This window comes from Haliea sp. E1-2-M8 (assembly GCF_030649675.1).
GTDB lineage: Bacteria > Pseudomonadota > Gammaproteobacteria > Pseudomonadales > Halieaceae > Haliea.
In genome coordinates this window covers 101,484-124,578 of the sequence record NZ_JAUTDR010000002.1, presented here as the reverse complement: position 1 = coordinate 124,578, position 23,095 = coordinate 101,484, and the positions used below count along the sequence as shown (strand labels likewise).

Here is a 23,095-nt window from a genome sequence, read left to right as displayed (position 1 = left end):
ATTTATGAAGAATAAACTAGGCGTGATCGGCGCCGTGGTCGCGGCGTGCTCGCTGCCGGGCGTTCCGGTACAGGCGCAGCCAGTCGCGGATTTCAAGACGGCCGTCACCCAGGCGGTGATGACCAACCCCAGAGTCAATGCGGCCTGGTACAACTTTGAGGCAACCCGAGAGGCCCAGCGTGCGGCCAAGGGCGGTTACTTCCCCAGCGTCGATCTCAGTGCGGAAATCGGCCGCGAGGAGCGGGAGACCCCGCTGGTAGATCTCGGCGACTATACCCGCGACGCCACCCGCTTCACCATTACCCAGATGCTGTTCGACGGTTTTGCCACACGGGAGGAGGTCCGCGCTCTAGGCTTCAACAAGTTGAACCAGTATTACGAGCTGCAGCGGGCTTCGGAGGAAATCGCCCTGGAAGCTGCACGGGCCTACCTGGATACGGTGCGCTATCAGCAGTTGGTCAAGTTCGCGGAGGAGAACTATGTGTTCCACCGCGACGTATATGGCAAGATTTCGGAACGTACCGATGGCGGGGTCAGTCAGGGAGTTGACCAGGATCAGGCGTCCGCGCGTGTCGCCCTGGCGGAGTCCAACCTCCTGACCGAAATGACCAACCTGCACGACGTGCAGGCGCGGTTCCAGCGCATTGTCGGCGACCTGCCCGCGGCGAACCTGCAGATGCCGGTTATTCCTTCCGGCATGATTCCCGAAATGCGCGCCGCAGCACTGAACCTGGCCTACGAGAAGAGCCCGGAAATCAACGCTGCGATCGAGAATCTCCGCGCCGCCCAGGCAGACCTCAACCGCACCAACGCACCGTTCATGCCGCAGGTGGACTTGCGCTACCGCAACGAGGTTGAGCATGACACGGACGGCCTCGAAGGCCGCTACGATGAAGAGGCAGTCGAGCTGGTCCTGAACTACAACCTGTTCCGTGGCGGCGCCGATAGCGCCCGCAAGCGCGAGTTCTACAATCGCTACTACTCGGCTATGGAGGAACGCAAGCAGGCCTGCCTGAACGTGCGCCAGAACACCATGATCGCCTTCAACGATATTCTGGCGCTGGCGCAGCAGGTCGTGTATCTGGATCGAAACAGGCTGGCGCAGGACAAGACCCGGCGCGCCTATCAGGACCAGTTCGACATTGGCCAGCGCACCCTGCTCGACCTGTTGGACTCGCAGAACGAGTACTTTGACACCCAGCGTGCCTACGTCAGCGCGGAGGCCAACCTGCGTGCGGCCCAGACCCGGACCCTGGCCAACATCGGCCTGCTGCGGGCCGCGATGGATGTCGATGGCCTCAACGAAGCCCAGATCGCCCAGTACAACCTGGAGCTGTCCCGCGGCGATGACCCCAACGGCGAGCCCCTGTGCCCACCTGAAGCGCCGCGCGCGGTGGAGGTGGACAAGGAAGCACTGATGGAGCGACTCTCTACCACCGGTGCCAACACCAGCCGCTATCGAGATGTTGGGGAAAACCGGGTCGCGGTGTCGCTCAATGTCCAGTTCGCCATCAACTCGTCAGTCATCACCAGCGATTTCGACGAGGAAATCGGCAGGGCGGCGGTGTTCCTGAAAGACAACCCCGCGGTGGTGGCGATTGTCGAAGGACACGCCGATATAACCGGCGAGCCGGAATACAACCAGTGGCTGTCAGATCGCCGGGCCAACGCCGTGCGCAAGCTGCTGATCGACAAGCATGGTGTGCGCGAGTCCCAGATCACCGCAGTGGGCTATGGGCAGACCAGGCCGATCGCCGACAACAATACTGCGGAGGGTCGCTCGTTGAACCGCCGGGTTGACCTGGTGCTGGACAGCAACGGCGTGTAACCGCGACGCGCTGTGCGGGTAGGAGCGCAGTCCCTGCGCGATCGCCCGCAGAGCGGGCTCCCACCATTCCCCGCAGGAGCGCAGTCCCTGCGCGATCGCCCGCAGAGCGGGCTCCCACCATTCCCTGCAGGAGCGCAGTCCCTGCGCGATCGCCCGCAGAGTGGGCTCCCACCATTCCCCGCAGGAGCGCAGTCCCTGCGCGATCGCCCGCAGAGCGGGCTCCCACAGGTTGTCAGAAGCTGTACTTGGCGCGTACGCCGATGATCCGTCCCTCGTCAATGAACTGACTGTGGGTGCCGGCGAGGACCGGGGTGTCAAAGCTCTGTACGAACACTTCCTTGTCGAAGATGTTGCGGCCGTACGCCATGACCTCCCAGCTTTCACCGCGCAGTCCCAGGCGCAGGTTTACCTTGGAGTAGGAGTCCATCTTGTCGATCGGGTCATTGTCTCCACCCGGCTCGAATTCATCGCGGTAGTTTGCTTCGCCGGAGATGAAGGCTTCAAGACCGTTGCTGAATGGGTAGTTGTAGTCCGCCAGGACAGAGGCCGTGTACTCGGGGGCAAACATGGTGCGCTCGCCCGAGAGGTCATTGTTGGTGAACCCCAGGTCGGTGCCGCAGGCGGGGTCTACATCCAGCTGGATCGCGGTGCAGGGGGCGTTCTCGAAGCTGTCATAGCTGGCGTCGAGCCAGGCCGCATTGACCCCCAGCCGCAGGCGATCGGTGGCCTGCCACAGCAAATCCACTTCCAGCCCCATGATTTCCGATTTGGCCGCATTGGTCACCCCGAAGCTGATGCCCTTGAAGATCGAGGTCTGCAGGTTGTCGTAAACGGTGTAGAACGCGGCCCAGTTCAGGGTCATGCTGCCATCCAGCAGGGTGTGCTTGCCGCCTATCTCGAGGGCATCGACTTCCTCGTCATCGAACTCGAATTCATCGTTGGGTATAGTCGGGTCGTAGCAGTCCGCGAGGGGGGCGCCCGGTACGCAGGGGAAGGTGCCCGCATCAAGTTGCCCCGGCTCCTGGTCGTCGGCGTCGGTGAAGCCGCCGCTCTTGAAGCCCTGGGAGAAGCTCGCATACAGCATGCTGTTCTGGGTGGCGTCCCACTGCAGAGTGACCGAGGGGATCCACTTGTCGGTCTTGCGGTTTTCGCGAAAATCGAATGGATAGGTGTTGAAGTTGGTGGCCTCGATCAACAGGGCGAAATAGTTTTCCGTGGCGTTGTCGAGTCCGGTGAGGTCATCGCTGACAAACTGGGTGCTCACCACATCCTTCTTCTCCTCGGTGTAGCGCAGGCCCAGGGTCAGGCGCAGGTCGTCCCGCAGGTTGAAGGTGCCCTGGCCGAACAGTGCCCAGGACTCCGAGTCCTGCTGGTGGTAGTGGTTGCGCGCGAGCTGGTTGGCCGGGTAGGCGCCGCCGGTCAGGAGGGTGAACAGGCTGTTGACGCCCAGCAGCTGTGGCACCAGGCCATCCGCATTGAGGTCGATGGTGACCCGGCGGTCTATTTCCAGGTCGCTCTTCTCAAAGTAGCCGCCGACTACGTAGTCGAAAAACTCGCCGCCGGGAGATGCGAATCGGAACTCCTGGCTGAACTGCTCGAAGTCCTGGACGTCGTCGCGGTGAATAAACTGCAGCGGCAGCCAGTCGACGTCCACGCCATCTATGTAGGTGTATTCGGACCAGCCCGTGATCGAGGTCAGGGTGCCACCGGCCAGTTCAGAGTCCACCGTCAGTACCAGGTTGTCGTAGTCTTCATCGCTGCCATCCGGATACTGGCCGATACCCTGGCCGTCGGCGACGCTGTTGCCGTAGCCATTGTCCTTGAAGGTCACAAACTCGCGGTTGCCGATCTCGGCAAAGTCCGGGAAAAATGTGTCGGTCAACAGATAGCCGATAGTGGCGAATGCGGAGCGGTTGGGGAACAGCCGGTCCCGCGCTTCCGGGTCGGCCAGATACAATTTTGTGGTGGAGGGTGAGCCAATCCGTTCGTACTCGGTGTTGCTGTACTTGAAGTTGACGTTGAGCGTTTCGCTGGGCTGCCAAACCGTGGTCAGCCGGACCCCGGTCTCATCGGTTTCGCCCTCGGAGCGGTTGAGGAATTCGTTGTCCATGTAGCCGTCAGTCACCCGGTGCTTGAAGCCGAGGCGGGCGGCAAATGTGTCGCTCAGCGACCCCTGCAAGAAGCCCTCGTAGACCTGGCCATCGTGGGATTCCAGGGACACTGCGATTTCACCGTTGAACCCCTCGCCGACCTCGGGCGAGGCGGTGATGATGTTGATCGCGCCCGCCACCGTGTTCTTGCCGAACAGGGTGCCCTGGGGGCCGCGCAGGACCTCTACTCGTTCCAGGTCCATGAAGCCGGCGCGGTACTGGCGGCCGCGGCCCATGTAGACGCCGTCGATATACATGCCGACGGACTGCTCAAAGCCCTGGTTGTTACCGGAGCCCACGCCGCGCATGTAGATGTTGGTGTTGACCGACGCCGCGGCGATATACAGGTTGGGTACATAGTCAGACAGGGCCTGCATGTTGGGAATACCGGCGCTTTGCAGCTTGTCGCCCTGCATGGCCGAAACCGAGATAGGTACATCCTGCAGGCTCTGGGCGCGCTTCTGCGCGGTAACAATGACTTCTTCCAGTTGTTGGCTGTGAGCCACGGGGCTTGTAGAGAGTACGGCCATGGCCGCGACCAGGGGTGCCTTGCGAAACTTCAACCGCATGAAAAATCCTTACTGTCAGCTGTTATGAGAATTATGTCTGCCTGTTGAGGACGGCAGTGGTCCTATTGCTTAATGGTAGGTGAATTGTCGGGGCTGGTATACCACCTACCGAGGTGCCGGTGGACCGCGCTTATACTTATCTGCGGTCTGCTATCGGAGTGGACTGAGACAGCTCTTGTCGGCTATCAGTTGGTGGCGAGCATGTTGTCCCGCTGGCGGAACGTATGCAGGGCGTTGTTCCAGGAATCAGCGGTGGTTTCCGCCAGGTAGACCGCACGGTTGTGTACCAGCGGATGCAGGCTTGCGGACCGGCAGTTGAGGTAGGCCTCAACCCCGGTGACATATTCGCTGACTGCTTCCCGGGCAGCATGCATCTCTTCCATGCTGGCGGTTTGTCCGTTGGGAATGTCCGGAGCCTCTTGCGGCATGGGAGCGGGGCAGCTGGCCCAGGTGTGGGCGGCCAGGAACAGGGCGGGAAGTGCGAGCAATTTTCTCATGAAATACCTCGGATGGCAGTGGCTGGGACATCGGGTGTTACCCGATGTGTTACTAATATCCACATAAAAGATGGCCAATGCAACCCTGAAAGCGTCGCCGAACAACATTTATTTAGTATATAAATCAATAATATAAAGTTCACAAAAACGACATGCACCACAATGTTACTTTGCGTAACTCCAATGTTCCGGTGGATGTGCGGGGATGGTGCGTCCCAGGCTGCAAACTGCGTCCAGCTGCAGGGAGCGCCCCGGATTTGTGCGCAGAAACTTCCTTGGCGGATTACACTGGGGCATGTCCGTTGCGAAGCGGAAATTCTTCGCCAGACCCTGGAAGCCGGAGGTTGGATCATGGCCCAGCGCATGGAAAAGGATACGATGGGTGAAATCGCCGTCCCCGCGACAGCCCTGTATGGCGCACAGACCCAGCGCGCCCTGGATAATATCGCCATTGCGTCGGAGCGGCGGCTGCCAGCAGCGTTTCTGCGGGCGTTGGCGCTGGTCAAGGGCGCCGCGGCGACTGCCAATGCGCAGGCGGATGTGCTGGATGCGGCGATTGCAGATGCGATTGATGTGGCGGCGGCCGCGGTGGTCGCGGGGGAGCACTTGGACGCCTTTCCGGTCTCGGTGTTCCAGACTGGCTCCGGCACCAGCAGCAATATGAACATGAATGAAGTGCTGGCCACGCTGGCCAGTCGCCAGAGCGGCCAGACGGTGCACCCCAACGATCACGTCAATTGCAGCCAGAGCAGCAACGATGTGGTGCCTTCGGCGATCCAGGTCGCCGCGATGCTGGAGCTGGAGGCCCTGTTGCTGCCAGCCATCACCGGTCTGGAACGCTGCCTGCAGAACCGGGCGCCGGAGTTGGAAACCGTGGTCAAGACCGGGCGCACCCACCTGATGGACGCGATGCCGGTGACCCTGGGATTTGAGTTGCGCACCTGGGAGCTCCAGTTGCAGGAGTGCCGGCAGCGGCTGGCCGACCTGTGCCCCCGGCTGCAGGCACTGCCTATCGGCGGCTCCGCGGTGGGTACCGGGGTCAATGTGCCGGCGGGTTACGTCGACGCGTTGCTGCAGGCGCTGCAGGCGAGGGTCGGGGTCCGTTTCACCGCAGCTGCCATGCCCTCTACCCGGATGGCGGCGCAGGACGTGAGCGTCGAGTGTTCCGCCTGCCTGCGCAGCGTGGCGCTGGTGCTGGTCAAGATGTCCAACGATCTGCGCTGGATGGGCTCTGGTCCGCTGGCGGGGCTGGGTGAAATTCGCCTGCAGGCCCTGCAGCCGGGCTCCTCCATCATGCCCGGCAAGGTCAACCCGGTGGTGCCCGAAGCGGTGCTGATGGCCGCGACCGAAGTGTTGGGCAATGACGCCACCGTCGTGCTCGCGGCGCAATCGGGCAGCTTCCAGCTCAACGTCATGCTACCGCTGATCGCAGACAAGCTGCTCGGCGGTATCGCTTTGCTGGCCGATGCCTGCGCTGCCATGGGAGGCTGTATTGATGGCTTCGAGCCCTGTGCCGACCACGCAGGGGATACGGTGGCCCGCAACCCGATTCTGGTAACGGCGCTGAATCCGGTAATCGGCTACGAGGCCGCCGCCGCGATCGCCAAACGAGCCTACCGTGAGGGACGCCCGGTACTGGAAGTGGCGCTCGAGGATACCGAACTGACGCGAGAGGAACTGGCCAGTCTGTTGGACCCGCTGCCGCTTGCCCGGGGTACCGAGAAGGATTTCCCCCGCAGATGATGGCTTTCGGCCTGATCTGACGTACCACCGGCAACGGATTTGCGCGATGCTGTCAGTTCGCACTTGCCAGGGCTGGTACGGGAGGACAGGGAATGTCTGCCACAGGTCGCCACATCGCCGGAGCATTCCTGCTGGGGGCAGTCATAGCCGTCGGCCCCGCTCAGGCACAGTTGCCGCTGAGCATTGAGGAACTGCTGGTCGAGCAGCGGACCTTCAAGCTGCAAACGGCGTTCACCTACAGTAACAGTGGTGACGCCGGGGCCGCGATTTTCCGCTCCGGTGAAGGCGGAGCGTCCGCCTGGCAGCAACCGCAGTTGCGGGCGAGCACGGTGACCAGCCGCGTGCGCTATGGTATGCGCCGCAATCTGGAGGTCAATGCCAGCGTTACCCAGGCACAGATTGACTGGCGCGGGCCGGCTGCCTCCGGAGGTGATGAGCAGTACGCCCTGGCGCTGGGAGCAAACTGGCTGCTTAGCGCGGACAATCACACGCCCGCAGTGATGCTGACGGGTGCAGTGGACGTGCTGGAAACCAGTTGGCTGCAGCCCGGGGTGCGTCACCACGGCAGGACGACGCGGCTGGGTGTTCACATTTACCGTGCTATCGACCCGGTGGTGTTGTCACTTGCAGTCAGTCACGAGTGGCGCCTGTCGCGGGATTTTGCCGGCGGCAGGCTGAACCCGGGGGATGTCCTGACAATGCGGCCGCAGGTGAATTTCGCTGTCAATCGCCGGGTGACCCTGACCGGAGGGATCTCCTGGCAGCGCAGTGCGGGCGATCGTTTTGACGGTACTACCCTGGCTCGCAGCCGACACCAGACCGGTCTCTCCCTGGGTCTCGGGTTACTGGCCAGCCCTCGTTCGACAGTGTTTGTAGACAGTCATGTGTTCACCAGCGGCGACAGCGGCGCCAGTTTGTCGCTGGAGTGGTTGTATCGGTTTTGATGTGGGAGTGGCAACGGGTGCGCCAGGTCGGCGTGCCATTGGATGAAATCTTGCGTACAAGGAGATGTACCATGAAAAAACTACCTGGAATTGCGGCAGGCCTTGCTTTTGCCGCCTTGATCAGCCAACCGCTCGTTGTCAGCGCGGCCCCGGCAGCGGCGGATGATACAGCCTGGGTCAACAGCGCTTTTGGCGGTGTCAGCCCGATGGCCTCCGGGGCAGAGATGCTGACAGGCACTGAGCTGGAAAGCGCCACCGGGCGTCTCGCCCCGTTGACGCTCGCCTTTGCTGTTGCCGGCTTTGATGTGGCGCTGATAGGCGTATTTTGGGGCGTTTACGTGCCCAACTACGGTGGTGGTGGAAGCTGCACGGGCTGCACTGACGCGCAGATCAACCTGCAGTAGGAGTTGCGGTACCTGCCCTGCGGCTTTAATTGTTGAATCAGCCGCAGGGCACAATCCCGATTTTTGTCTAGACTGAAAGCGTGGAGACGGAAAGGAGGCCGCATGAAGTACCCGCCACTGGAAAACAAACTGAGGACTTACCGCTTCGAGCAACTGCAAACGCGCTATATGCTGCGCTACTGGTTTCAGGGAATCATTGCCCTGATCAGTGTGATGGCGTTGCTGGTGGCACTGTTCAGGGAACAGGCCCTGCCGGCCGCATTTCTGGTGCTGGCTGCGGGGGGCTTCTCCCTGGTCACCCTGACCGCGGGGTATCTGGGTCGTAAGCGGGCGCTGCAGGCGCTGCGCAGCGAATTGCCGCCGGGAGAAACCTATGAGCCGCCGCGGGAATTGTTTTGACGCAGCAGCCAGAATCTTGCTGGCGAGCTGTTTGCTTGTCGCCGGCAGTGTGTCTTTGCCAGTATCAACGGTGCGAGCGGACGATAGTGGTTTCCGCAACTGGGTAACGCTGCGCGACGCCGGTGTGGTCCGCCAGGCGAGGGATTTTTCCTGCGGTATCGCAGCGCTGGCAACCTACCTCACCTACTATCTTCGCCATCCGGTTACGGAACAAGACTTGCTGGACCTGCTGGATCAGCGTGGCGATGACTGGGATCTGCCTGCGGACTGGCGCGAGCAGGGGGTCTCTTACGCCGTTCTGCTGCAGTTGGCCCAGCACTATGGCCTGCAGGGCGCGGGTATGGCGGTGACTCCGGAGCTGCTGGCGTCGCTCACGGTGCCCGCAATCGTGCGCCTGGAGGTTCATGGAGTCGCGCATTTCAGTGTTCTTCGAGGTATCGGTGACAAGGGGCAGGTGCAGTTGGCAGACCCCTCCTGGGGCAATCACCGCCTGAACCGGGAGGCGTTCCTGCCACTGTGGCTGGACTCCGAGCTTGGCGGCGAATCAGGCACCCTGATGCTGTTCCAGCCCCTGGCCGGCAGTTCCCTGCAGCCGGATGCCGGCTACTTCGGAGTAGATGCCCGTCAGCCCCTGGTGCGCCCCCCGGCTTGAGCTGGCACCAGGAGCAGGCATTGTTTGCGGCGTTGACAACCGCGCCCCGCTATCCAAACATGCGGGTTTCTTTCTTGCTGTCGCAATAACCGCTGGAGTACCTGTTTGCCGATGAAGATTAGTCGCGCGGTCCTTCTGGGCACTGCCCTTGTGCTGGCAGTTGCCAGTGCCCACTCTGCTCAGGCAGCCGCGCAGGCCGCAGCCGCGCACGGCGCCGCCGCGGACCAGCGTCTGCAGCAACTTTACGAGGCCGAATACGCGTGGCGGCAGCAGGAAATGGGGCAGGTGCGCGACGGCAAGGGCGGCTGGCGCGCCGGCGCCTACCTGCCGCGGGTGGATGCCGATACCCAGGCACGGCGGCTCGCCCGCTGGGAGCGCAGCCTGGCGGAGCTGGCGGCAATCCCCACGGCAGAGCTGAGCCCGGAGGCTGCGATCAACGCAGCCGTATTCAGGCAGATCGTGACCACCCTGGCCGACGAGGTTCGCTATCGGACCTATGAGGCACCGCTGAATTCCGACACCTTCTTCTGGACCGGTTTGTACCCGCGGCTGGGTGGCTTCGACAGCGAAGAGGCGTATCGCGATTACCTTGCCCGTCTGCGCGAGCTGCCCCGGTATTTTGCGGAACATCAGGCCAATATGCAGGCGGGCCTGGGCCGCGGCTATAGTGTGCCGCGAATCACTCTGCTGGGACGTGAGAATTCGATTGAGCCCTATCTGGAGTCGGGGGAAGACAATCCGTTCTGGTCGCCGATGCGGTCGCTGCCGGCGTCCATTCCCGCGGATCGACAGGCGGAGTTGCGCTCGTCGCTGCGCGCGGTCATCGATGAGGCGGTGGTGCCTGCCTACGCGGAGCTGTTGCAATTCATGCGCGAGGAATACCTGCCCCGGACCAGGGAAGCCCTGGCCGCTCGCGACCTTCCCGACGGCCCTGAGTTTTATCGGGCACAGATCCGTTCCTTCACTACCCTTGACCTCACAGCAGAGGAGATCCACGCCGTTGGCCTGCGGGAGATTGCGCGTATCCGGACCGAGATGGAAGCCACCCGCGAGGCGGCGGGATTTGCAGGCGATTTGCCCGCCTTCCTCGAATTCCTGCGCACCGATCCCCAGTTCTACGCCAAAACCCCGCGCGAGCTGCTGTCTTTTACCGCCTGGGTCGCCAAGCGGGTGGACGGGAAGCTGGCGGAGAACCTGGGGTTCCTGCCGCGACGCCGCTTTACCATCCTGCCGGTGCCCGATGCGGTGGCGCCGTTCTACACCGGTGGTCGCGGCGGGCTGGACAGCTGCCTGTTCAATACCTGGGACCTGCCGTCCCGGCCCCTGTATACCCTCACCGCGCTGACCCTGCATGAATGCGCGCCGGGTCACTCCCTGCAGGCCGCCATCGCCCAGGAGGCGCCGGGTGACATTCCCGAGTTTCGGGCCAACAATTATTTTTCCGGTTACGGTGAGGGCTGGGGGCTGTACACGGAATGGCTGGGTGTGGAGATGGGGGTCTACGATACGCCCTATGAACATTTCGGGCGGCTGTCCTATGAGATGTGGCGCGCGGCCCGGCTGGTCATCGATACCGGCCTGCACCATTACGGCTGGACCCGGGAGCAGGCGCAGGCCTACTTGCGCGATAACACCGCGCTGTCCGAGCACGAGTTGACCACGGAAATTGATCGCTATATTTCCTGGCCCGGCCAGGCGCTGGCTTACAAACTCGGTGAGATGCTGATCCGGCGCAAACGGGCGGAAGCCGAAACGGCGTTGGGCGAAGCCTTTGACAAGCGCTATTTCCACGACGTGATCCTGGGCCTGCGGTCTGTACCTCTGCCAGTACTTGAACAGCAGTTGGACAAGTGGATTGCCGAGGGTGGTCCCAACCCCTATGCGGGCATGAATCTTTGAGATAAAAAAGGCGGCCCGAAGGCCGCCCTTGCAAGCTCGGTCAGGTTCAGGCGCCTGGCAGGATGACGGTGTCGATGACGTGGATGATGCCGTTGGAGGCTTCGATATCTGTGGTCACTACGGTGGCATTGTCAATTTGCACGCCCGCATCGGTCACCGTGATGCTGACGTTGGCACCGTTGACCGTAGTGGCTTCAGTCAGCTCTACCACGTCCTTGGCGTACACCTTGCCTGCCACGACGTGGTAGGTGAGGATGTCCACGAGCTTCTGCTTGTTGGCAGGCTCGAGCAGGCTTTCTACCGTGCCCGCGGGCAGTTTGGCAAAAGCTGCGTTGGTAGGCGCGAAGACGGTGAAGGGGCCTTTGCCGGACAGCACATCAGCGAGTCCCGCTGCCTGGACGGCGGCGACCAGGGTGGAGAAATCGTCATTGCCGGCTGCTACCTCGACAATGTTGGGCTTCTTCATTTCACCTTCGTTGTGGTGGTCTGCGCTGGCGGCCCCGGCGCCGAGGAGGCTGGCGCAAACGGCAAAGATTGACAGAAAGCGGGTTGCAGTAATCATGGTTGAATCCTTTGATAAGAGTGGAGTCGGCGTGCAGCAGGATCTGCACATTGAAATTACGGGTGTGGATGCGGGGTGGACTGCCGCTGTCGCGGTTGTGCCCACCTGCGCCTGCAGCTGCCGCGGACTGATCGGTTGGGGATAGCGGGGAAGCGCCCGGCGCTGGAGGCCGGGCGCCGGCTGTGGCTCAGATGGCCTTGCTGCGCTCGCGGATGGTAACGTTCAGGGTCTGGTCGTTGAGGCTGTAGTCCACCGGAACATCGATCAGGTGCACGGCGGGCTCTTCGAGGCAGGCCCTGATTCTGGGCTGCAGCTCCTCGGTAGCGCCCACACGCCAGCCTTTGGCGCCATAGGACTCGGCATAGGCGACGAAATCAGGGTTGCCGTAGTCGAGCCCGAAATTGGCGAAATTCATGTTCGCCTGCTTCCACTTGATCATGCCGTAGGCGTCGTCGCGCAGGACGATCACCACGATGTGCAGCTTGAGGCGGACGGCGGTCTCCATCTCCTGGCTGTTCATCATGAAGCCGCCGTCGCCGCAGACCGCGATGACCGCGCGCTCTGGGTAGACCATCTTCGCCGCCATCGCCGAGGGCAGGCCGGCGCCCATGGTGGCCAGGGCGTTGTCCAGCAGCAGGGAGTTGGGATAGGCCGCCGGATAGTTGCGCGCAAACCAGATTTTGTAGACCCCGTTGTCCAGGGTCACGATACCGTCCCCGGGCAGGGCGCCGCGCACGTCTTTTACGAAGCGTTCAGGCAGTATCGGGAAGCGATCGTCGTCTTCCAGTTCGCGACGGTGGGTCAGGTAGGCCGCGTGTACTTCGCGGAAAAAGTCGAAATCCCACTGCGACTGCACGGTGACCTTTTCCTTCAGCTGCCAGATGCTGTTGGCAATATCGCCGACCACTTCAAGCTGGGGGAAGTAAACCGGGTCTACCGCCGCCGACTGGAAGTTGATGTGCACGACCTTGGCGCCGCCCGGGCGCATGAAGAAGGGCGGCTTTTCCACCACATCGTGGCCAACGTTGAGGATCAGGTCCGCTTTGGCCAGCGCCCGGTGGATAAAGTCGTTGTCCGAGAGCGCGGTACTGCCCAGAAAAAGCTCGCCGTGTTCGTCCAGCACACCCTTGCCCATCTGGGTGGTGATGAAGGGGATGCCGGTCTGGTCGACAAACTCACGCAGCATCTTGCAGGTAAGCTTGCGGTTGGCACCGGCACCGATCACCAGCACCGGGCTTTTTGCCTGCTCGATCATGGCCACGGCGGCGTTGATCGCCTTGTACTCGGCGATTGGCCGGCGCACGGTACTGGCCGGAATCAGTGGGGCGCTGGTTTCCTCTGCAGCAATGTCTTCCGGCAGTTCAATGTGTGCCGCGCCGGGGCGCTCCTCCGACGCCAGCCGGAATGCTTCGCGCACAACGGAGGGAATGCGGTCGCCGCTGACGATCTGGGTAGTGAACTTGGTGATGGGCCGCATCATGTCCACCGCGTCGATGACCTGGAAACGGCCCTGTTTGCTGGTCTTGATCGGCTTCTGGCCGGTGATCATCAGCATCGGCATGGCGCCCAGCTGGGCGTAGGCGGCGGGGGTGACGAGGTTGGTAGCGCCGGGCCCAAGGGTGGACAGGCAGACACCTACCTTGCCCGTGAGGCGGCCATAGGTGGCGGCCATGAATCCCGCGCCCTGTTCGTGACGGGTCAGGATGAGCTTGATAGAGGACTCTCGCAGCGACTCCAGCAGGTCGAGATTCTCTTCCCCCGGGATACCGAAAATGTACTCCACTCCCTCCGCTTCAAGCGCCTTGATCATCAGGTCCGATGCTTTCATTTTTCTTTTCCCCTCGCGTGGACTTGCCCTGCACCCGGTGCGGTGTTCAGGAATCAGGTCGCACAATAGCACCAGTTCAGCGCTCGCGCATGTTACTGCGTCCCATTCCCCGCGCCGAGCTTGCGGTACAGAGATCTCAGGCTGATGCCGGCGATGGCGGCAGCCTGCTCCTTGTCGCCGCCGCAATGCCGCAGAAGATCCAGCAGGTACTGTAGCTCCCGGGTTTTGAGGTTCGTCCATGCCGCTTGCCGGTCAGGCGCGGCGGCGCTCTCCGCAGCAGTCGCCGGGATCGGTAGCGTCAGGCAGCGCTCGAGAACCCGGGCATCAAGGATATTGCTGTGGGCGAAGATGATCGCGCGTTCGAGGATGTTGCGCAGTTCGCGGATGTTGCCGGGAAAAGATTCCCGGCTGAGCCGTCGAATGGCGGAATCGGTGAGGTGAAAGCGCTTTTCCCCCGCCAGCTTGCCAAGTATTGAACGGGCCAGCAGCGGCAGATCATCGCGTCGTTCGCGCAGTGCAGGCAGATGCACGGGGAAGGCATTGATCCGATAGTACAGATCGCGGCGGAATTCACCGCGTTCGACCATCGCCGGCAGGTCCTTGTGGGTAGCGCAGATGAGCCGGAACTCCGCGCTGCGCAGCTGGGTGCTGCCCACGGCCCGATAGGCCCCGGTTTCCAGCAGGCGCAGCAGCTTGACCTGCATTCCCAGCGGCACATCACCGATTTCATCCAGAAACAGGGTGCCCTGGTGGGCTGCTTCCAGCAGGCCGGGTTTGTTCTGGGTGGCGCCGGTGAATGCACCCTTGGTGTGGCCAAACAGCTCGCTCTCAAACAGGGTGTCCGAGAGGCCGGCACATTCCACCGTAACCAAAGCCTGGTCCCGGCGTTGGCTGGCGCGGTGGATAGCCTGCGCGGCGAGTTCCTTGCCGGTGCCCGACTCCCCCAGCAGCAACACGGAGGTGTCATGCGGGGCGACCAGGTTGAGTTGGTTGACCAACTCATTGAAGGCGGCGCTGCGCCCGACCATCTGCTGGGTGTTCAACTCGGCGCTGGCGAGGTAGACGGGTTTAAGCAACTCGACAAAGTAGAGCAATTTGCCGTCGGCGCCGTGAATTGGCAGCATCTCCACATCCACGTGCTGGCGTCCGGTCGCCGTCAGGTGTACGTGCAGGACGCGCTCTCTCTGGCCGCTGTTCCGCGCCGCGGCCAGGGGGCAGCTTTCGCCCGCCTGGTCGCAGGGAACGCTATAGCCATGGGACACCTGGAAGCAGTGCGCATCACTGTCCGCGGGGATTTCACCGAAACTGTCGCGATAGGCGTCGTTGGCCGCGAGTATGCGGTAGTCCATATCCACCAGAATCGCCGGACACTCGTGGCCCTCCAGCATGTGGGCCAGGCGCGGGTCGGTGTCGCTGGCAATTATCTGTGACATGTCAGATTCGGCAAATATTTTGACGATTTTGGCACAAACGGTCGATGGCGGCCAGCCCCGCTGCACAGCCTGTGCCGTCCCTCTCAAAAAATACTATATAAAACATAACGATAGTCCCCACAACTACTAATGGCACAGCATGGCACGGGGTTTGCTCAGATGAAGCAAAGCGACAGCCCGCTGCCATGACTGATCAAGCAGCGACATTTCCTTACCCTGATTGAGGTGACCGTTATGCAAGCAAGAGAGACCTGGGAGCTGGACCTTACCTGCAAGCCCGAGGTAGTGCCGTTCTTTGATGAGGACACCAACACGTTTTCCTACGTCGTTCGCGACCCGGGGTCTCAGTCCTGTGCGGTGGTGGATTCGGTGCTGGACATCGACTATGCCGCCGGTCGCCTCGGTACCACAGGGGCCGACAAGATCATCGACTACATCCGCCAGCAGAAATTACAGCTGGAATGGATTATCGAAACCCATGTCCACGCCGATCACCTGTCCGCGGCGCCCTACATCCAGGAGGCGCTCGGGGGCACAATCGGTATCGGCGAACAGATCGTGACTGTGCAGGAAGTCTTCGGCAAGGTCTTCAACGCCGATACCCGGTTCGCCCGCGATGGTTCCCAGTTTGACCGCCTGTTCGCCGATGGCGACAGCTACCAGGTGGGTGGCATGCTCTGCCACGCCATGCATACCCCGGGCCATACCCCCGCCTGCATGAGCCATGTCATGGGGGATGCGGTGTTTGTCGGCGATACCCTGTTCATGCCGGATGGTGGTACCGCGCGAGCGGACTTCCCCGGTGGCGATGCGCGGGTCCTGTACCGTTCCATTCAGCGCCTCCTCCGTCTACCGGCAGAGGTCCGCTTGTTCATGTGTCACGATTACATGCCCAACGGCCGCGAAGTGGAGTACGAAACTACCGTGGCGGCGGAGCGCGCAGGCAACATCCACGTTCACGACGGGACAAGCGAGGATGAATTTGTAGCGATGCGCGAAGCGCGTGACGCCACACTGGACATGCCCCGGCTTATCCTGCCATCGCTACAGGTCAACATGCGCGCCGGGCATCTGCCCGAAGCGGACGGCAATGGCACTGTCTATCTCAAGGTGCCTGTCAATCTGCTCTGAGTCGGGAATACTTCTACCCGGCCTTTCAACGAGGGAAATCACATGCAAATCAGAGTTCTGGACGACGACCTGACGGTATCCGGCCAGGTTGGCAGCGACGACATGCCGGCACTCGCTGCCCAGGGGGTTCGGCATATCCTCTGTAACCGGCCCGATGGCGAGGGTGCGGACCAGCCGGCCTTTGCCGAGATCAAGCGCGCGGCCGAAGCGGTGGGGATCGAGGCACACTACCTGCCGGTGACATCGGGCAATGTGCGCGATGAGGAGGCTGCGGAATTTGGTCGCCTGCTGGCAGACGCAACCGGCCCCGTGCATGCCTACTGTCGCACCGGGATGCGCTCGACCACCCTCTGGGCACTGTCCCGCGGCGGCGCCGGCCCGGGCCTCGCGGAAATTGTCCGTCGCGCCAGGGAGGCTGGCTACGACATGACCGGCGTTGTTGCGCGTGTTGCGGGCAGCGGGGTCAAGGACGGCGGCATGGTGCTGGCGGAATATGACGTGGTGGTCGTGGGCGGCGGAGCCGGCGGTATCGCAGTGGCGTCCAGCTTGCTGGCGAGGGACAAGAGCCTGAGCGTGGCCATTGTCGACCCGGCGGACATTCACTACTACCAGCCCGGCTGGACCTTTGTCGGTGCGGGGATTTTCAAACCGGCGCAAACTGCAAAGACGATGGCATCGCTTATTCCGAAGGGTGTCGACTGGGTCAAGGCCGCGGTGGCCGCCTTTGATCCCGCGCGGCACTCGGTAATTCTCGAGGGCTGCCGGATCCTGCGCTACCGGCGGCTGATTGTAGCCGCCGGGCTCAAGCTGAACTGGGACGGCATTGAGGGCCTTACCGATACCCTGGGACGCAACGGGGTCACCTCCAATTACCGTTTCGACCTTGCCCCCTATACCTGGCAATTGGTGCGCAATTTGCGCGGTGGCCGGGCGCTGTTCACCCAGCCGCCGATGCCGATAAAGTGTGCCGGGGCGCCGCAGAAGGCCATGTACCTTTCCGCCGACCACTGGCGCCGGGAGAAATGTCTGGACAGTATTGAGGTCGACTTCCATAGCGCCGGGGCGGTGCTGTTCGGGGTGCAGGACTATGTGCCGGCGCTGATGAAGTATGTCGAGGCCTACGGCGTCCAGCTCAATTTCAACCAGCGCCTGGTCCGGGTGGACGGCGAGCAGCGCACCGTCTGGTTCGAGCACACGGATGCCGACGGCAAAGTGGAGCGCGTTTCCCGCTATTTCGACCTGCTGCATGTGGTGCCGCCGCAGACAGCGCCCGATTTCATACGCGCCAGCCCGCTGGCGGACGAGAACGGTTGGGTAGACGTAGACCAGGCCACGCTGCGGCACAAGCGCTTTGAGAATATCTGGGCCCTGGGGGACGTGATGAACGCGCCCAATGCCAAGACCGCGGCGGCCGCGCGGATGCAGGCCCCGGTGGTGGCCAACAATCTGCTGGCCGACATGGGCCGGGTGCGTGGTGTCGCACATTACAATGGCTACGGTTCCTGCCCGCTGACGGTAGAGCGCGGCAAAATCGTGCTCGCGGAGTTTGGCTACGGTGGTAAGCTGTTGCCGAGTATGCCGCGCTGGCTCATAGACGGAACCCGCCCCAGTCGCGCGGCCTGGTTTTTGAAAGAGCGGATGCTGCCACCGATCTACTGGAAAGCGATGTTGCGGGGCAAGGAGTGGCTGGCAAGCCCGGTAATTGGCGAGGGTTGAGTATTTGCACAGGCTGAGGCGCTACCTGCCGATACTGGACTGGGGTCGTCGCTACAACCGCGGCGCGTTCATGGACGATGGCCTCGCGGCGTTGATTGTGACCGTCATGCTCATTCCGCAGTCCCTGGCCTACGCCATGCTGGCGGGTCTGCCGCCGGAGATGGGGCTGTACGCCAGCATGCTGCCGCTGGTGGCGTACGCCGTGTTCGGTACCAGCACCACGCTGTCGGTGGGGCCGGTGGCGGTGGTGTCGCTGATGACCGCTTCGGCCGTGGCACAGATTGCCGACGCGGGTAGCGTCGCCTATATCGAAGCGGCGATCCTGCTGTCCCTGATGTCCGGCGGCATGCTGCTGGTGTTTGGCGTCCTGCGCCTGGGCTTTCTCGCCAGCTTTCTTTCGCACCCGGTTATCGCCGGCTTCATAACCGCTTCCGGTGTGATTATCGCGATCAGCCAGGTGCGGCATATCCTCGGTATCAAGGCGAGCGGGGATAACCTGTTGCAACTGGTCACCAGTCTTGGCGGCACCGTTGCCGACTCCCACCTTCCCACCCTGGTCACCGGGGGGGCGACGCTGCTGTTCCTGCTGTGGGTGCGCAGCGGCCTGAAACCCCTGTTGCTGCGCCTGGGTTTGTCGGACTACTGGGCCGGCATGCTGACCCGGACCGGGCCGGTGTTCGCGGTGATCGGCACCAGCGTCGCGGCCTACTATCTTGATCTCGGCGCGCGCGGGGTGTCGCTGGTCGGGCACATTCCCGCCGGTCTGCCGGACTTTACCATGCCGGTGCTGGTGCATCCGGCCTGGCGCGAGCTGCTGGTATCGGCGCTGCTGATTTCCATTATCGGCTTTGTCGAGTCGGTGTCGGTGGGGCATACGCTGGCGGCCCGGCGGCGCCAGCGGATCATGCCGGACCAGGAGCTGATCGGTCTCGGGGCGTCCAACATGGCCGCGGCCTTTTCCGGTGGCTATCCTGTCACCGGCGGTTTTGCCCGCTCCATTGTCAACTTCGACGCCGGTGCCGCGACCCCGGCGTCCGGTATTCTGACCGCCCTGGGGATCGGCCTGTCGGCCCTGTTTTTCACCCCGTACCTTGCCTACCTGCCCAACGCCACCCTGGCGGCAACCATCATTGTTGCCGTGCTGTCGCTGGTGGACTTTTCGATCCTCAAGCGAACCTGGGACTACGGTCTCTCGGATTTCGTGGCGGTGGCGATCACGATATTTGTCACTCTCGGTCTCGGGGTGGAGACCGGCGTGGCCTGCGGCGTACTGGCGTCGCTGGCGCTGCACCTGTACAAGACCTCGCGGCCCCACATGGCGGTAGTGGGCGAGGTGCCGGGCACCGAACACTACCGCAACGTCGATCGCCACGAGGTTATTACCCGCAGTGACATCCTCTCCCTGCGTATCGACGAAAGCCTGTACTTTGCCAACGCCAGCTTCGTCGAGTCGCGCCTTTACGCCCTGCTCGACGAGCAGCCGGATGCCCGCCACGTGATCCTGATGTGCACCGCGGTCAACGAGATTGACCTGAGCGCGCTGGAGGCGCTGGAATCCATCAACCGCCAGTTGCGGGACCGCAATATCACCCTGCACCTGTCGGAAGTGAAGGGGCCGGTGATGGACGTATTGCGGCACACCCATTTTCTGGAGGAGCTTAGCGGCAAGGTGTTCATGTCCCAGCACCACGCGGTCAAGCACGTGATGGCGGTGGAGGACGAGGCACACCAGAACAAGCCCCACAACTGGGTGATTTGACGGCTCGGCGAAGTGTCCTTGGCCGTTGGTGCCCGCGCGGCGGTGACAAGCCGAGCCTTTGCCAGTAATGTGTTCCGGTACTGACGCAGCGGAGATAACAAGATGAATTACTTCGTGACCGGAGGCACGGGCTTTATCGGCAGGTTTCTGGTGCCGAGGCTGCTGGACAGGGGCGGGCGCGTTTATCTGCTGGTGCGGTCCGGTTCCCTGGCCAAGGTCGACGGCCTCAGGCAGCTTTGGGGGGCAACCCGGCAACAGGTGATTGCGGTGGAGGGCGACCTTGGCCTGCCCAAGCTGGGCGTGAAGCCCGCCTGGATACGGCAGCATGCAGGCAAGATCGATCACTTCTTCCATCTCGCTGCCATTTACGACCTGAAGGCCAGCGCCGCCAGCCAGCGCAGCAGCAATGTCGAGGGGACCCGGCAGGCAGTCGTGTTGGCGAAGGCGCTGAAGGCCGGTTGTTTCCACCAGGTCAGTTCGATCGCAGCAGCAGGGCTGTACGAGGGTACCTTTACCGAGGAGATGTTCGAGGAGGCCGGCGCGCTGGATCATCCCTACTTCCAGACCAAACACGAATCCGAAGGTATCGTGCGCGCGGAAAAGCGCATGAAATGGCGCATCTACCGCCCCGGCATGGTCGTGGGCCACTCGCGTACCGGCGAGATGGACAAGATTGACGGCCCCTATTATTTCTTCGAGACCCTGCACAATCTGAGCAGCGTGGTGCCGGAGGGCTTTCCGCTGCTGATGAACAAGGCCGGCCTGCTCAATATCGTGCCGGTCGACTATGTGGTCAAGGCCATGGATCATCTGGCACACCTGCCGGGTCACGACCGCGAGTGTTTTTTTCTCACCGATCCTGACGGTATTCGGGTCGGCGAGGTACTCAAGACCCTCATGCGGGTCTCTCACGGCCCCCGTTTGCACGCGGTTGACGTATCCCTGGTCGATGCCGCGACACGCCTGGCGGGCAAGGGCATTGGCCGTCTGCAGCCGGTGAAGACGCTGGGCGAGCGCCTGCTCGGCCGCATGGGTATACCGCCGCAGGTGGTCTCTTATATCAATTATCCGACCCATTTTGACTCCACCCGCACCCGCGCCCTGCTGGAACCTGCGGGTATCATCTGTCCGCCCTTCGAGGAGTATGCCCCTGCGATCTGGGATTACTGGCTGCACTTCCTGCGCAAGGATTCGGCTTCCGTTGTAGCGGAGGTTGATAGCCTGTTTGATCGGCTGGTGGGTCGCCCCACTCTGGCAGCCCTGCGCCGGCGCGTGCGCGGCAAGGTTGTCGTTGTCACCGGAGCCACGTCGGGTATCGGCCACGAATGCGCCCTGCGGCTGGCGCGGGCCGATGCGCAGGTGGTGCTGGTGGCGCGCACGGTGGAGAAACTGGACGCCACCCTGGCGGAGATAGCCGCGGCAGGCGGCACTGCCCGGGCCTACGCCTGCGACGTCTCCGATCTCGAGGCCTGTGACCGCCTGGTGCAGGACGTCACCGCCGACCTCGGTGGCGCGGACATCCTGATCAACAATGCCGGCCGCTCCATTCGCCGCTCAGTGCGCTACAGCTATGATCGCTTTCACGATTTCGAGCGCACCATGCAGCTCAACTATTTCGGCGCGCTGAGGTTGATTACCGGTTTTCTGCCGGGCATGGAGGCGCGCCATGAGGGGCACATCATCAACATCTCCTCGATCGGTGTGCTCACCAGCCCGCCGCGCTTTTCTGCCTACGTGGCTTCCAAGGCGGCGCTGGACGCATTCAGCCTGTGTGCGGCGCCGGAGTTCAGACACTGCAATATTGAGTTCACCACCATCCACATGCCGCTGGTGCGCACGCCGATGATTGCCCCCACCGGGCTTTACAAGGCCTTTCCCACTCTCTCTCCGGAGCAGGCCAGGGATCTGGTGATGAAAGCCATCGTGACCCGGACCAAGAAAGTCTCAACCTCGCTGGGTGTGGCGGGGGCGGTGGCCCAGGCGACCCTGCCCAGTGTCACCGAGGCCTTCCTCAGTCAGGCCTACGAACTGTTTCCCGACTCGCCCGCGGCCCGGGGGCTGAGCGAAGCTGAGACCGCGGCGGAGCTTGCGAACCTGCCCTCGTCGCGCCTGGCCCTGGCGCGCAGGTTGTTTTCCCAGGTGATGCGTGGCGGCCACTGGTGACAGCAGCAGTCAGCCGGCGCTGGACGCCGTATCCGAATAAACGCCTCCAGGAGGAGTGACCTATGGCAGTAACTGATCTCGAAATCGCGCCCTACCTGTCGGTCATGGTGACCAAGGGCGGTGAGGACATGTACCTGCACACGGGGGCCAAGATTCTGTTCAAGGGTCCCGGCGGTTTCGCCTGGATGGGAGACGAACTGGAACCGGGGCACGTGGAGCGCATATTCCGCTCGCTGGCCACCGACGCCAAGATCAGGGACTTCGAGGAACACGGTGAGGTGGACTTCGGCGTCAGTATCCAGAAGGTCGGTCGTTTCCGCGCCAATGCGTTTCGCCAGCGCGGCGAAGTTTCACTGGTTTTCCGCTACGTGCACAGTGAGATACCGACCATCGACAGCCTGTCTCTGCCCAAGGTGCTGGAAGACCTGGTGATGCAGAAGAACGGGCTGGTGCTGGTGGTCGGTGCCACCGGCAGTGGCAAGTCCACTACCCTGGCAGCGATGGTGGACTACCGTAACAGCAATGCCGCGGGCCACATCCTGACGCTGGAGGAGCCGATCGAATATCTGCACAAGCACAAGAAGTCGGTGGTGGCGCAGCGCGAGATAGGGGTGGATACCGAATCCTTCAGCACCGGCATGCGCTCGGCAATGCGCGAGGCCCCGAACGTAATCCTGGTCGGGGAAATCCGCGACACCGAGAGCATGGAGTACGCCCTCAAGTTTGCCAACACCGGCCACTTGTGCCTGAGCACTCTGCACTCGAATAATTCGGTTTCGGCGATCGAGCGCATGATCAGCTTCTTTGCGATAGAGAACTACAACCAGGAGCTGCCACGCATTGCCGACAACTTGCGGGCGATTGTCTGTCAGCGGCTGGTGCCGACCCTGGATGGAAAAAAAACCGCTGCCACCGAAGTGCTGATCAACACGCCCCGGGTCAAGGACCTGATAGAGCGCCACGAGTTCGGGGACATTCACGAGGCGATCAAGGCCGGGCACAGTTACGGCATGCACACGTTCGATCAGTCACTGATCGCGCTGTACGAGGCGGGCACCATCAGTGCGGAGGTGGCGGTGGAGTTCGCCGACTCCCGTAACAATGTGTCCCTGCACATCCGGGTCAACAAGAGCGGCGACCTGGGTGGCATGGATGATATGCAGCTGGAAAAGATCTAGCCGGCCATAGTCGGGTACGGCGTCGGCACGGCTCCGGTCGACGCTGCCTTCCCGCTGCATTGGTTACCTGATCAGAGCGCCGGGCCGAGAGCGTCGCTTGAGTTTCCGGCGCAGAGAGGGTAAAACGTTAGCAGATACGGCGGCATCACTGCCGCTTTTTTTAGCGACCACCCGGCGTCCGTTGACGATTGCGCTTACAGCGACGATACTTCCGAAGCTGTCCCGCGGTAGTATGCTCCG

17 protein-coding genes are annotated in these 23,095 nt (G+C 62.4%); 12 read left to right on the top strand and 5 right to left on the bottom strand.

The window, feature by feature from the left end; translation table 11 throughout:
• The first annotated feature begins 4 nt into the window (after window positions 1-4).
• Window positions 5-1,828 (top strand): TolC family outer membrane protein, encoded by a 1,824-nt coding sequence (locus Q6D67_RS02275; protein WP_304703903.1) that lies wholly within the window; start codon window positions 5-7, stop codon window positions 1,826-1,828.
• 232 nt (window positions 1,829-2,060) lie between these two features.
• On the opposite strand, the gene Q6D67_RS02270 is transcribed toward Q6D67_RS02275, so the two are convergent.
• Both Q6D67_RS02270 and Q6D67_RS02265 read right to left on the bottom strand, forming a co-directional pair.
• On the bottom strand, window positions 2,061-4,547 hold the full coding sequence (locus tag Q6D67_RS02270; RefSeq protein WP_304703902.1) for a TonB-dependent receptor: 2,487 nt from the start codon (window positions 4,545-4,547) through the stop codon (window positions 2,061-2,063).
• 185 nt (window positions 4,548-4,732) lie between these two features.
• Window positions 4,733-5,044: a hypothetical protein gene (locus Q6D67_RS02265; protein ID WP_304703901.1), complete on the bottom strand. Its 312-nt coding sequence runs from the start codon at window positions 5,042-5,044 to the stop codon at window positions 4,733-4,735.
• Between the two features lie 351 nt (window positions 5,045-5,395).
• Between Q6D67_RS02265 and Q6D67_RS02260 the strand changes: the two genes are divergently transcribed.
• From Q6D67_RS02260 to Q6D67_RS02235, 6 genes are all read left to right on the top strand, one after another.
• Window positions 5,396-6,787 carry a lyase family protein gene (locus Q6D67_RS02260; RefSeq protein ID WP_304703900.1) on the top strand — a complete coding sequence of 464 codons (1,392 nt, stop codon included), beginning with the start codon at window positions 5,396-5,398 and terminating at the stop codon, window positions 6,785-6,787.
• A 92-nt stretch (window positions 6,788-6,879) separates the two neighbouring features.
• Window positions 6,880-7,731 carry a hypothetical protein gene (locus tag Q6D67_RS02255; RefSeq protein WP_304703899.1) on the top strand — a complete coding sequence of 284 codons (852 nt, stop codon included), beginning with the start codon at window positions 6,880-6,882 and terminating at the stop codon, window positions 7,729-7,731.
• 71 nt (window positions 7,732-7,802) lie between these two features.
• Window positions 7,803-8,135, top strand: coding sequence for a hypothetical protein (locus Q6D67_RS02250; RefSeq protein ID WP_304703898.1), 333 nt, complete (start codon window positions 7,803-7,805; stop codon window positions 8,133-8,135).
• A 102-nt stretch (window positions 8,136-8,237) separates the two neighbouring features.
• Window positions 8,238-8,534 carry a hypothetical protein gene (locus Q6D67_RS02245; RefSeq protein WP_304703897.1) on the top strand — a complete coding sequence of 99 codons (297 nt, stop codon included), beginning with the start codon at window positions 8,238-8,240 and terminating at the stop codon, window positions 8,532-8,534.
• Between the two features lie 55 nt (window positions 8,535-8,589).
• On the top strand, window positions 8,590-9,186 hold the full coding sequence (locus Q6D67_RS02240; RefSeq protein WP_304703896.1) for a C39 family peptidase: 597 nt from the start codon (window positions 8,590-8,592) through the stop codon (window positions 9,184-9,186).
• A 111-nt stretch (window positions 9,187-9,297) separates the two neighbouring features.
• A complete protein-coding gene (locus Q6D67_RS02235; RefSeq protein WP_304703895.1) occupies window positions 9,298-11,085 on the top strand; it encodes a DUF885 family protein in 1,788 nt (595 codons plus the stop codon).
• A 46-nt stretch (window positions 11,086-11,131) separates the two neighbouring features.
• Here the strand turns inward: Q6D67_RS02235 and Q6D67_RS02230 are convergent, their stop codons facing one another.
• From Q6D67_RS02230 to Q6D67_RS02220, 3 genes are all read right to left on the bottom strand, one after another.
• Entirely contained in the window at window positions 11,132-11,647 is a 516-nt protein-coding gene (locus tag Q6D67_RS02230) for a fasciclin domain-containing protein (protein ID WP_304703894.1), read from the bottom strand.
• A gap of 187 nt (window positions 11,648-11,834) precedes the next feature.
• Window positions 11,835-13,475 (bottom strand): acetolactate synthase large subunit, encoded by a 1,641-nt coding sequence (locus Q6D67_RS02225; RefSeq protein WP_304703893.1) that lies wholly within the window; start codon window positions 13,473-13,475, stop codon window positions 11,835-11,837.
• A 92-nt stretch (window positions 13,476-13,567) separates the two neighbouring features.
• Window positions 13,568-14,908, bottom strand: a complete 1,341-nt coding sequence (locus tag Q6D67_RS02220) for a sigma-54-dependent Fis family transcriptional regulator (protein WP_304703892.1) — start codon at window positions 14,906-14,908, stop codon at window positions 13,568-13,570.
• 234 nt (window positions 14,909-15,142) lie between these two features.
• On the opposite strand from Q6D67_RS02220, the gene Q6D67_RS02215 reads away from it, so the two are divergent.
• From Q6D67_RS02215 to Q6D67_RS02195, 5 genes are all read left to right on the top strand, one after another.
• Window positions 15,143-16,039, top strand: a complete 897-nt coding sequence (locus tag Q6D67_RS02215; protein ID WP_304703891.1) for an MBL fold metallo-hydrolase — start codon at window positions 15,143-15,145, stop codon at window positions 16,037-16,039.
• A gap of 42 nt (window positions 16,040-16,081) precedes the next feature.
• Entirely contained in the window at window positions 16,082-17,755 is a 1,674-nt protein-coding gene (locus tag Q6D67_RS02210) for a bifunctional protein tyrosine phosphatase family protein/NAD(P)/FAD-dependent oxidoreductase (RefSeq protein WP_304703890.1), read from the top strand.
• Window positions 17,756-17,759: 4 nt separating this feature from the next.
• Window positions 17,760-19,514: a SulP family inorganic anion transporter gene (locus Q6D67_RS02205; RefSeq protein WP_304703889.1), complete on the top strand. Its 1,755-nt coding sequence runs from the start codon at window positions 17,760-17,762 to the stop codon at window positions 19,512-19,514.
• Window positions 19,515-19,616: 102 nt separating this feature from the next.
• Entirely contained in the window at window positions 19,617-21,677 is a 2,061-nt protein-coding gene (locus Q6D67_RS02200) for an SDR family oxidoreductase (RefSeq protein ID WP_304703888.1), read from the top strand.
• Window positions 21,678-21,739: 62 nt separating this feature from the next.
• Window positions 21,740-22,855 (top strand): PilT/PilU family type 4a pilus ATPase, encoded by a 1,116-nt coding sequence (locus Q6D67_RS02195; RefSeq protein WP_304703887.1) that lies wholly within the window; start codon window positions 21,740-21,742, stop codon window positions 22,853-22,855.
• The last annotated feature ends 240 nt before the right edge of the window (window positions 22,856-23,095 follow it).

Coding starts and splice junctions, on each gene's coding strand:
- Q6D67_RS02275 (WP_304703903.1), top strand. CDS start 5: ATGAAGAATAAACTAGGCGTGATCGGCGCCGTGGTCGCGGCGTGCTCG.
- Q6D67_RS02270 (WP_304703902.1), bottom strand. CDS start 4,547: ATGCGGTTGAAGTTTCGCAAGGCACCCCTGGTCGCGGCCATGGCCGTA.
- Q6D67_RS02265 (WP_304703901.1), bottom strand. CDS start 5,044: ATGAGAAAATTGCTCGCACTTCCCGCCCTGTTCCTGGCCGCCCACACC.
- Q6D67_RS02260 (WP_304703900.1), top strand. CDS start 5,396: ATGGCCCAGCGCATGGAAAAGGATACGATGGGTGAAATCGCCGTCCCC.
- Q6D67_RS02255 (WP_304703899.1), top strand. CDS start 6,880: ATGTCTGCCACAGGTCGCCACATCGCCGGAGCATTCCTGCTGGGGGCA.
- Q6D67_RS02250 (WP_304703898.1), top strand. CDS start 7,803: ATGAAAAAACTACCTGGAATTGCGGCAGGCCTTGCTTTTGCCGCCTTG.
- Q6D67_RS02245 (WP_304703897.1), top strand. CDS start 8,238: ATGAAGTACCCGCCACTGGAAAACAAACTGAGGACTTACCGCTTCGAG.
- Q6D67_RS02235 (WP_304703895.1), top strand. CDS start 9,298: ATGAAGATTAGTCGCGCGGTCCTTCTGGGCACTGCCCTTGTGCTGGCA.
- Q6D67_RS02230 (WP_304703894.1), bottom strand. CDS start 11,647: ATGATTACTGCAACCCGCTTTCTGTCAATCTTTGCCGTTTGCGCCAGC.
- Q6D67_RS02225 (WP_304703893.1), bottom strand. CDS start 13,475: ATGAAAGCATCGGACCTGATGATCAAGGCGCTTGAAGCGGAGGGAGTG.
- Q6D67_RS02220 (WP_304703892.1), bottom strand. CDS start 14,908: ATGTCACAGATAATTGCCAGCGACACCGACCCGCGCCTGGCCCACATG.
- Q6D67_RS02215 (WP_304703891.1), top strand. CDS start 15,143: ATGCAAGCAAGAGAGACCTGGGAGCTGGACCTTACCTGCAAGCCCGAG.
- Q6D67_RS02210 (WP_304703890.1), top strand. CDS start 16,082: ATGCAAATCAGAGTTCTGGACGACGACCTGACGGTATCCGGCCAGGTT.
- Q6D67_RS02200 (WP_304703888.1), top strand. CDS start 19,617: ATGAATTACTTCGTGACCGGAGGCACGGGCTTTATCGGCAGGTTTCTG.
- Q6D67_RS02195 (WP_304703887.1), top strand. CDS start 21,740: ATGGCAGTAACTGATCTCGAAATCGCGCCCTACCTGTCGGTCATGGTG.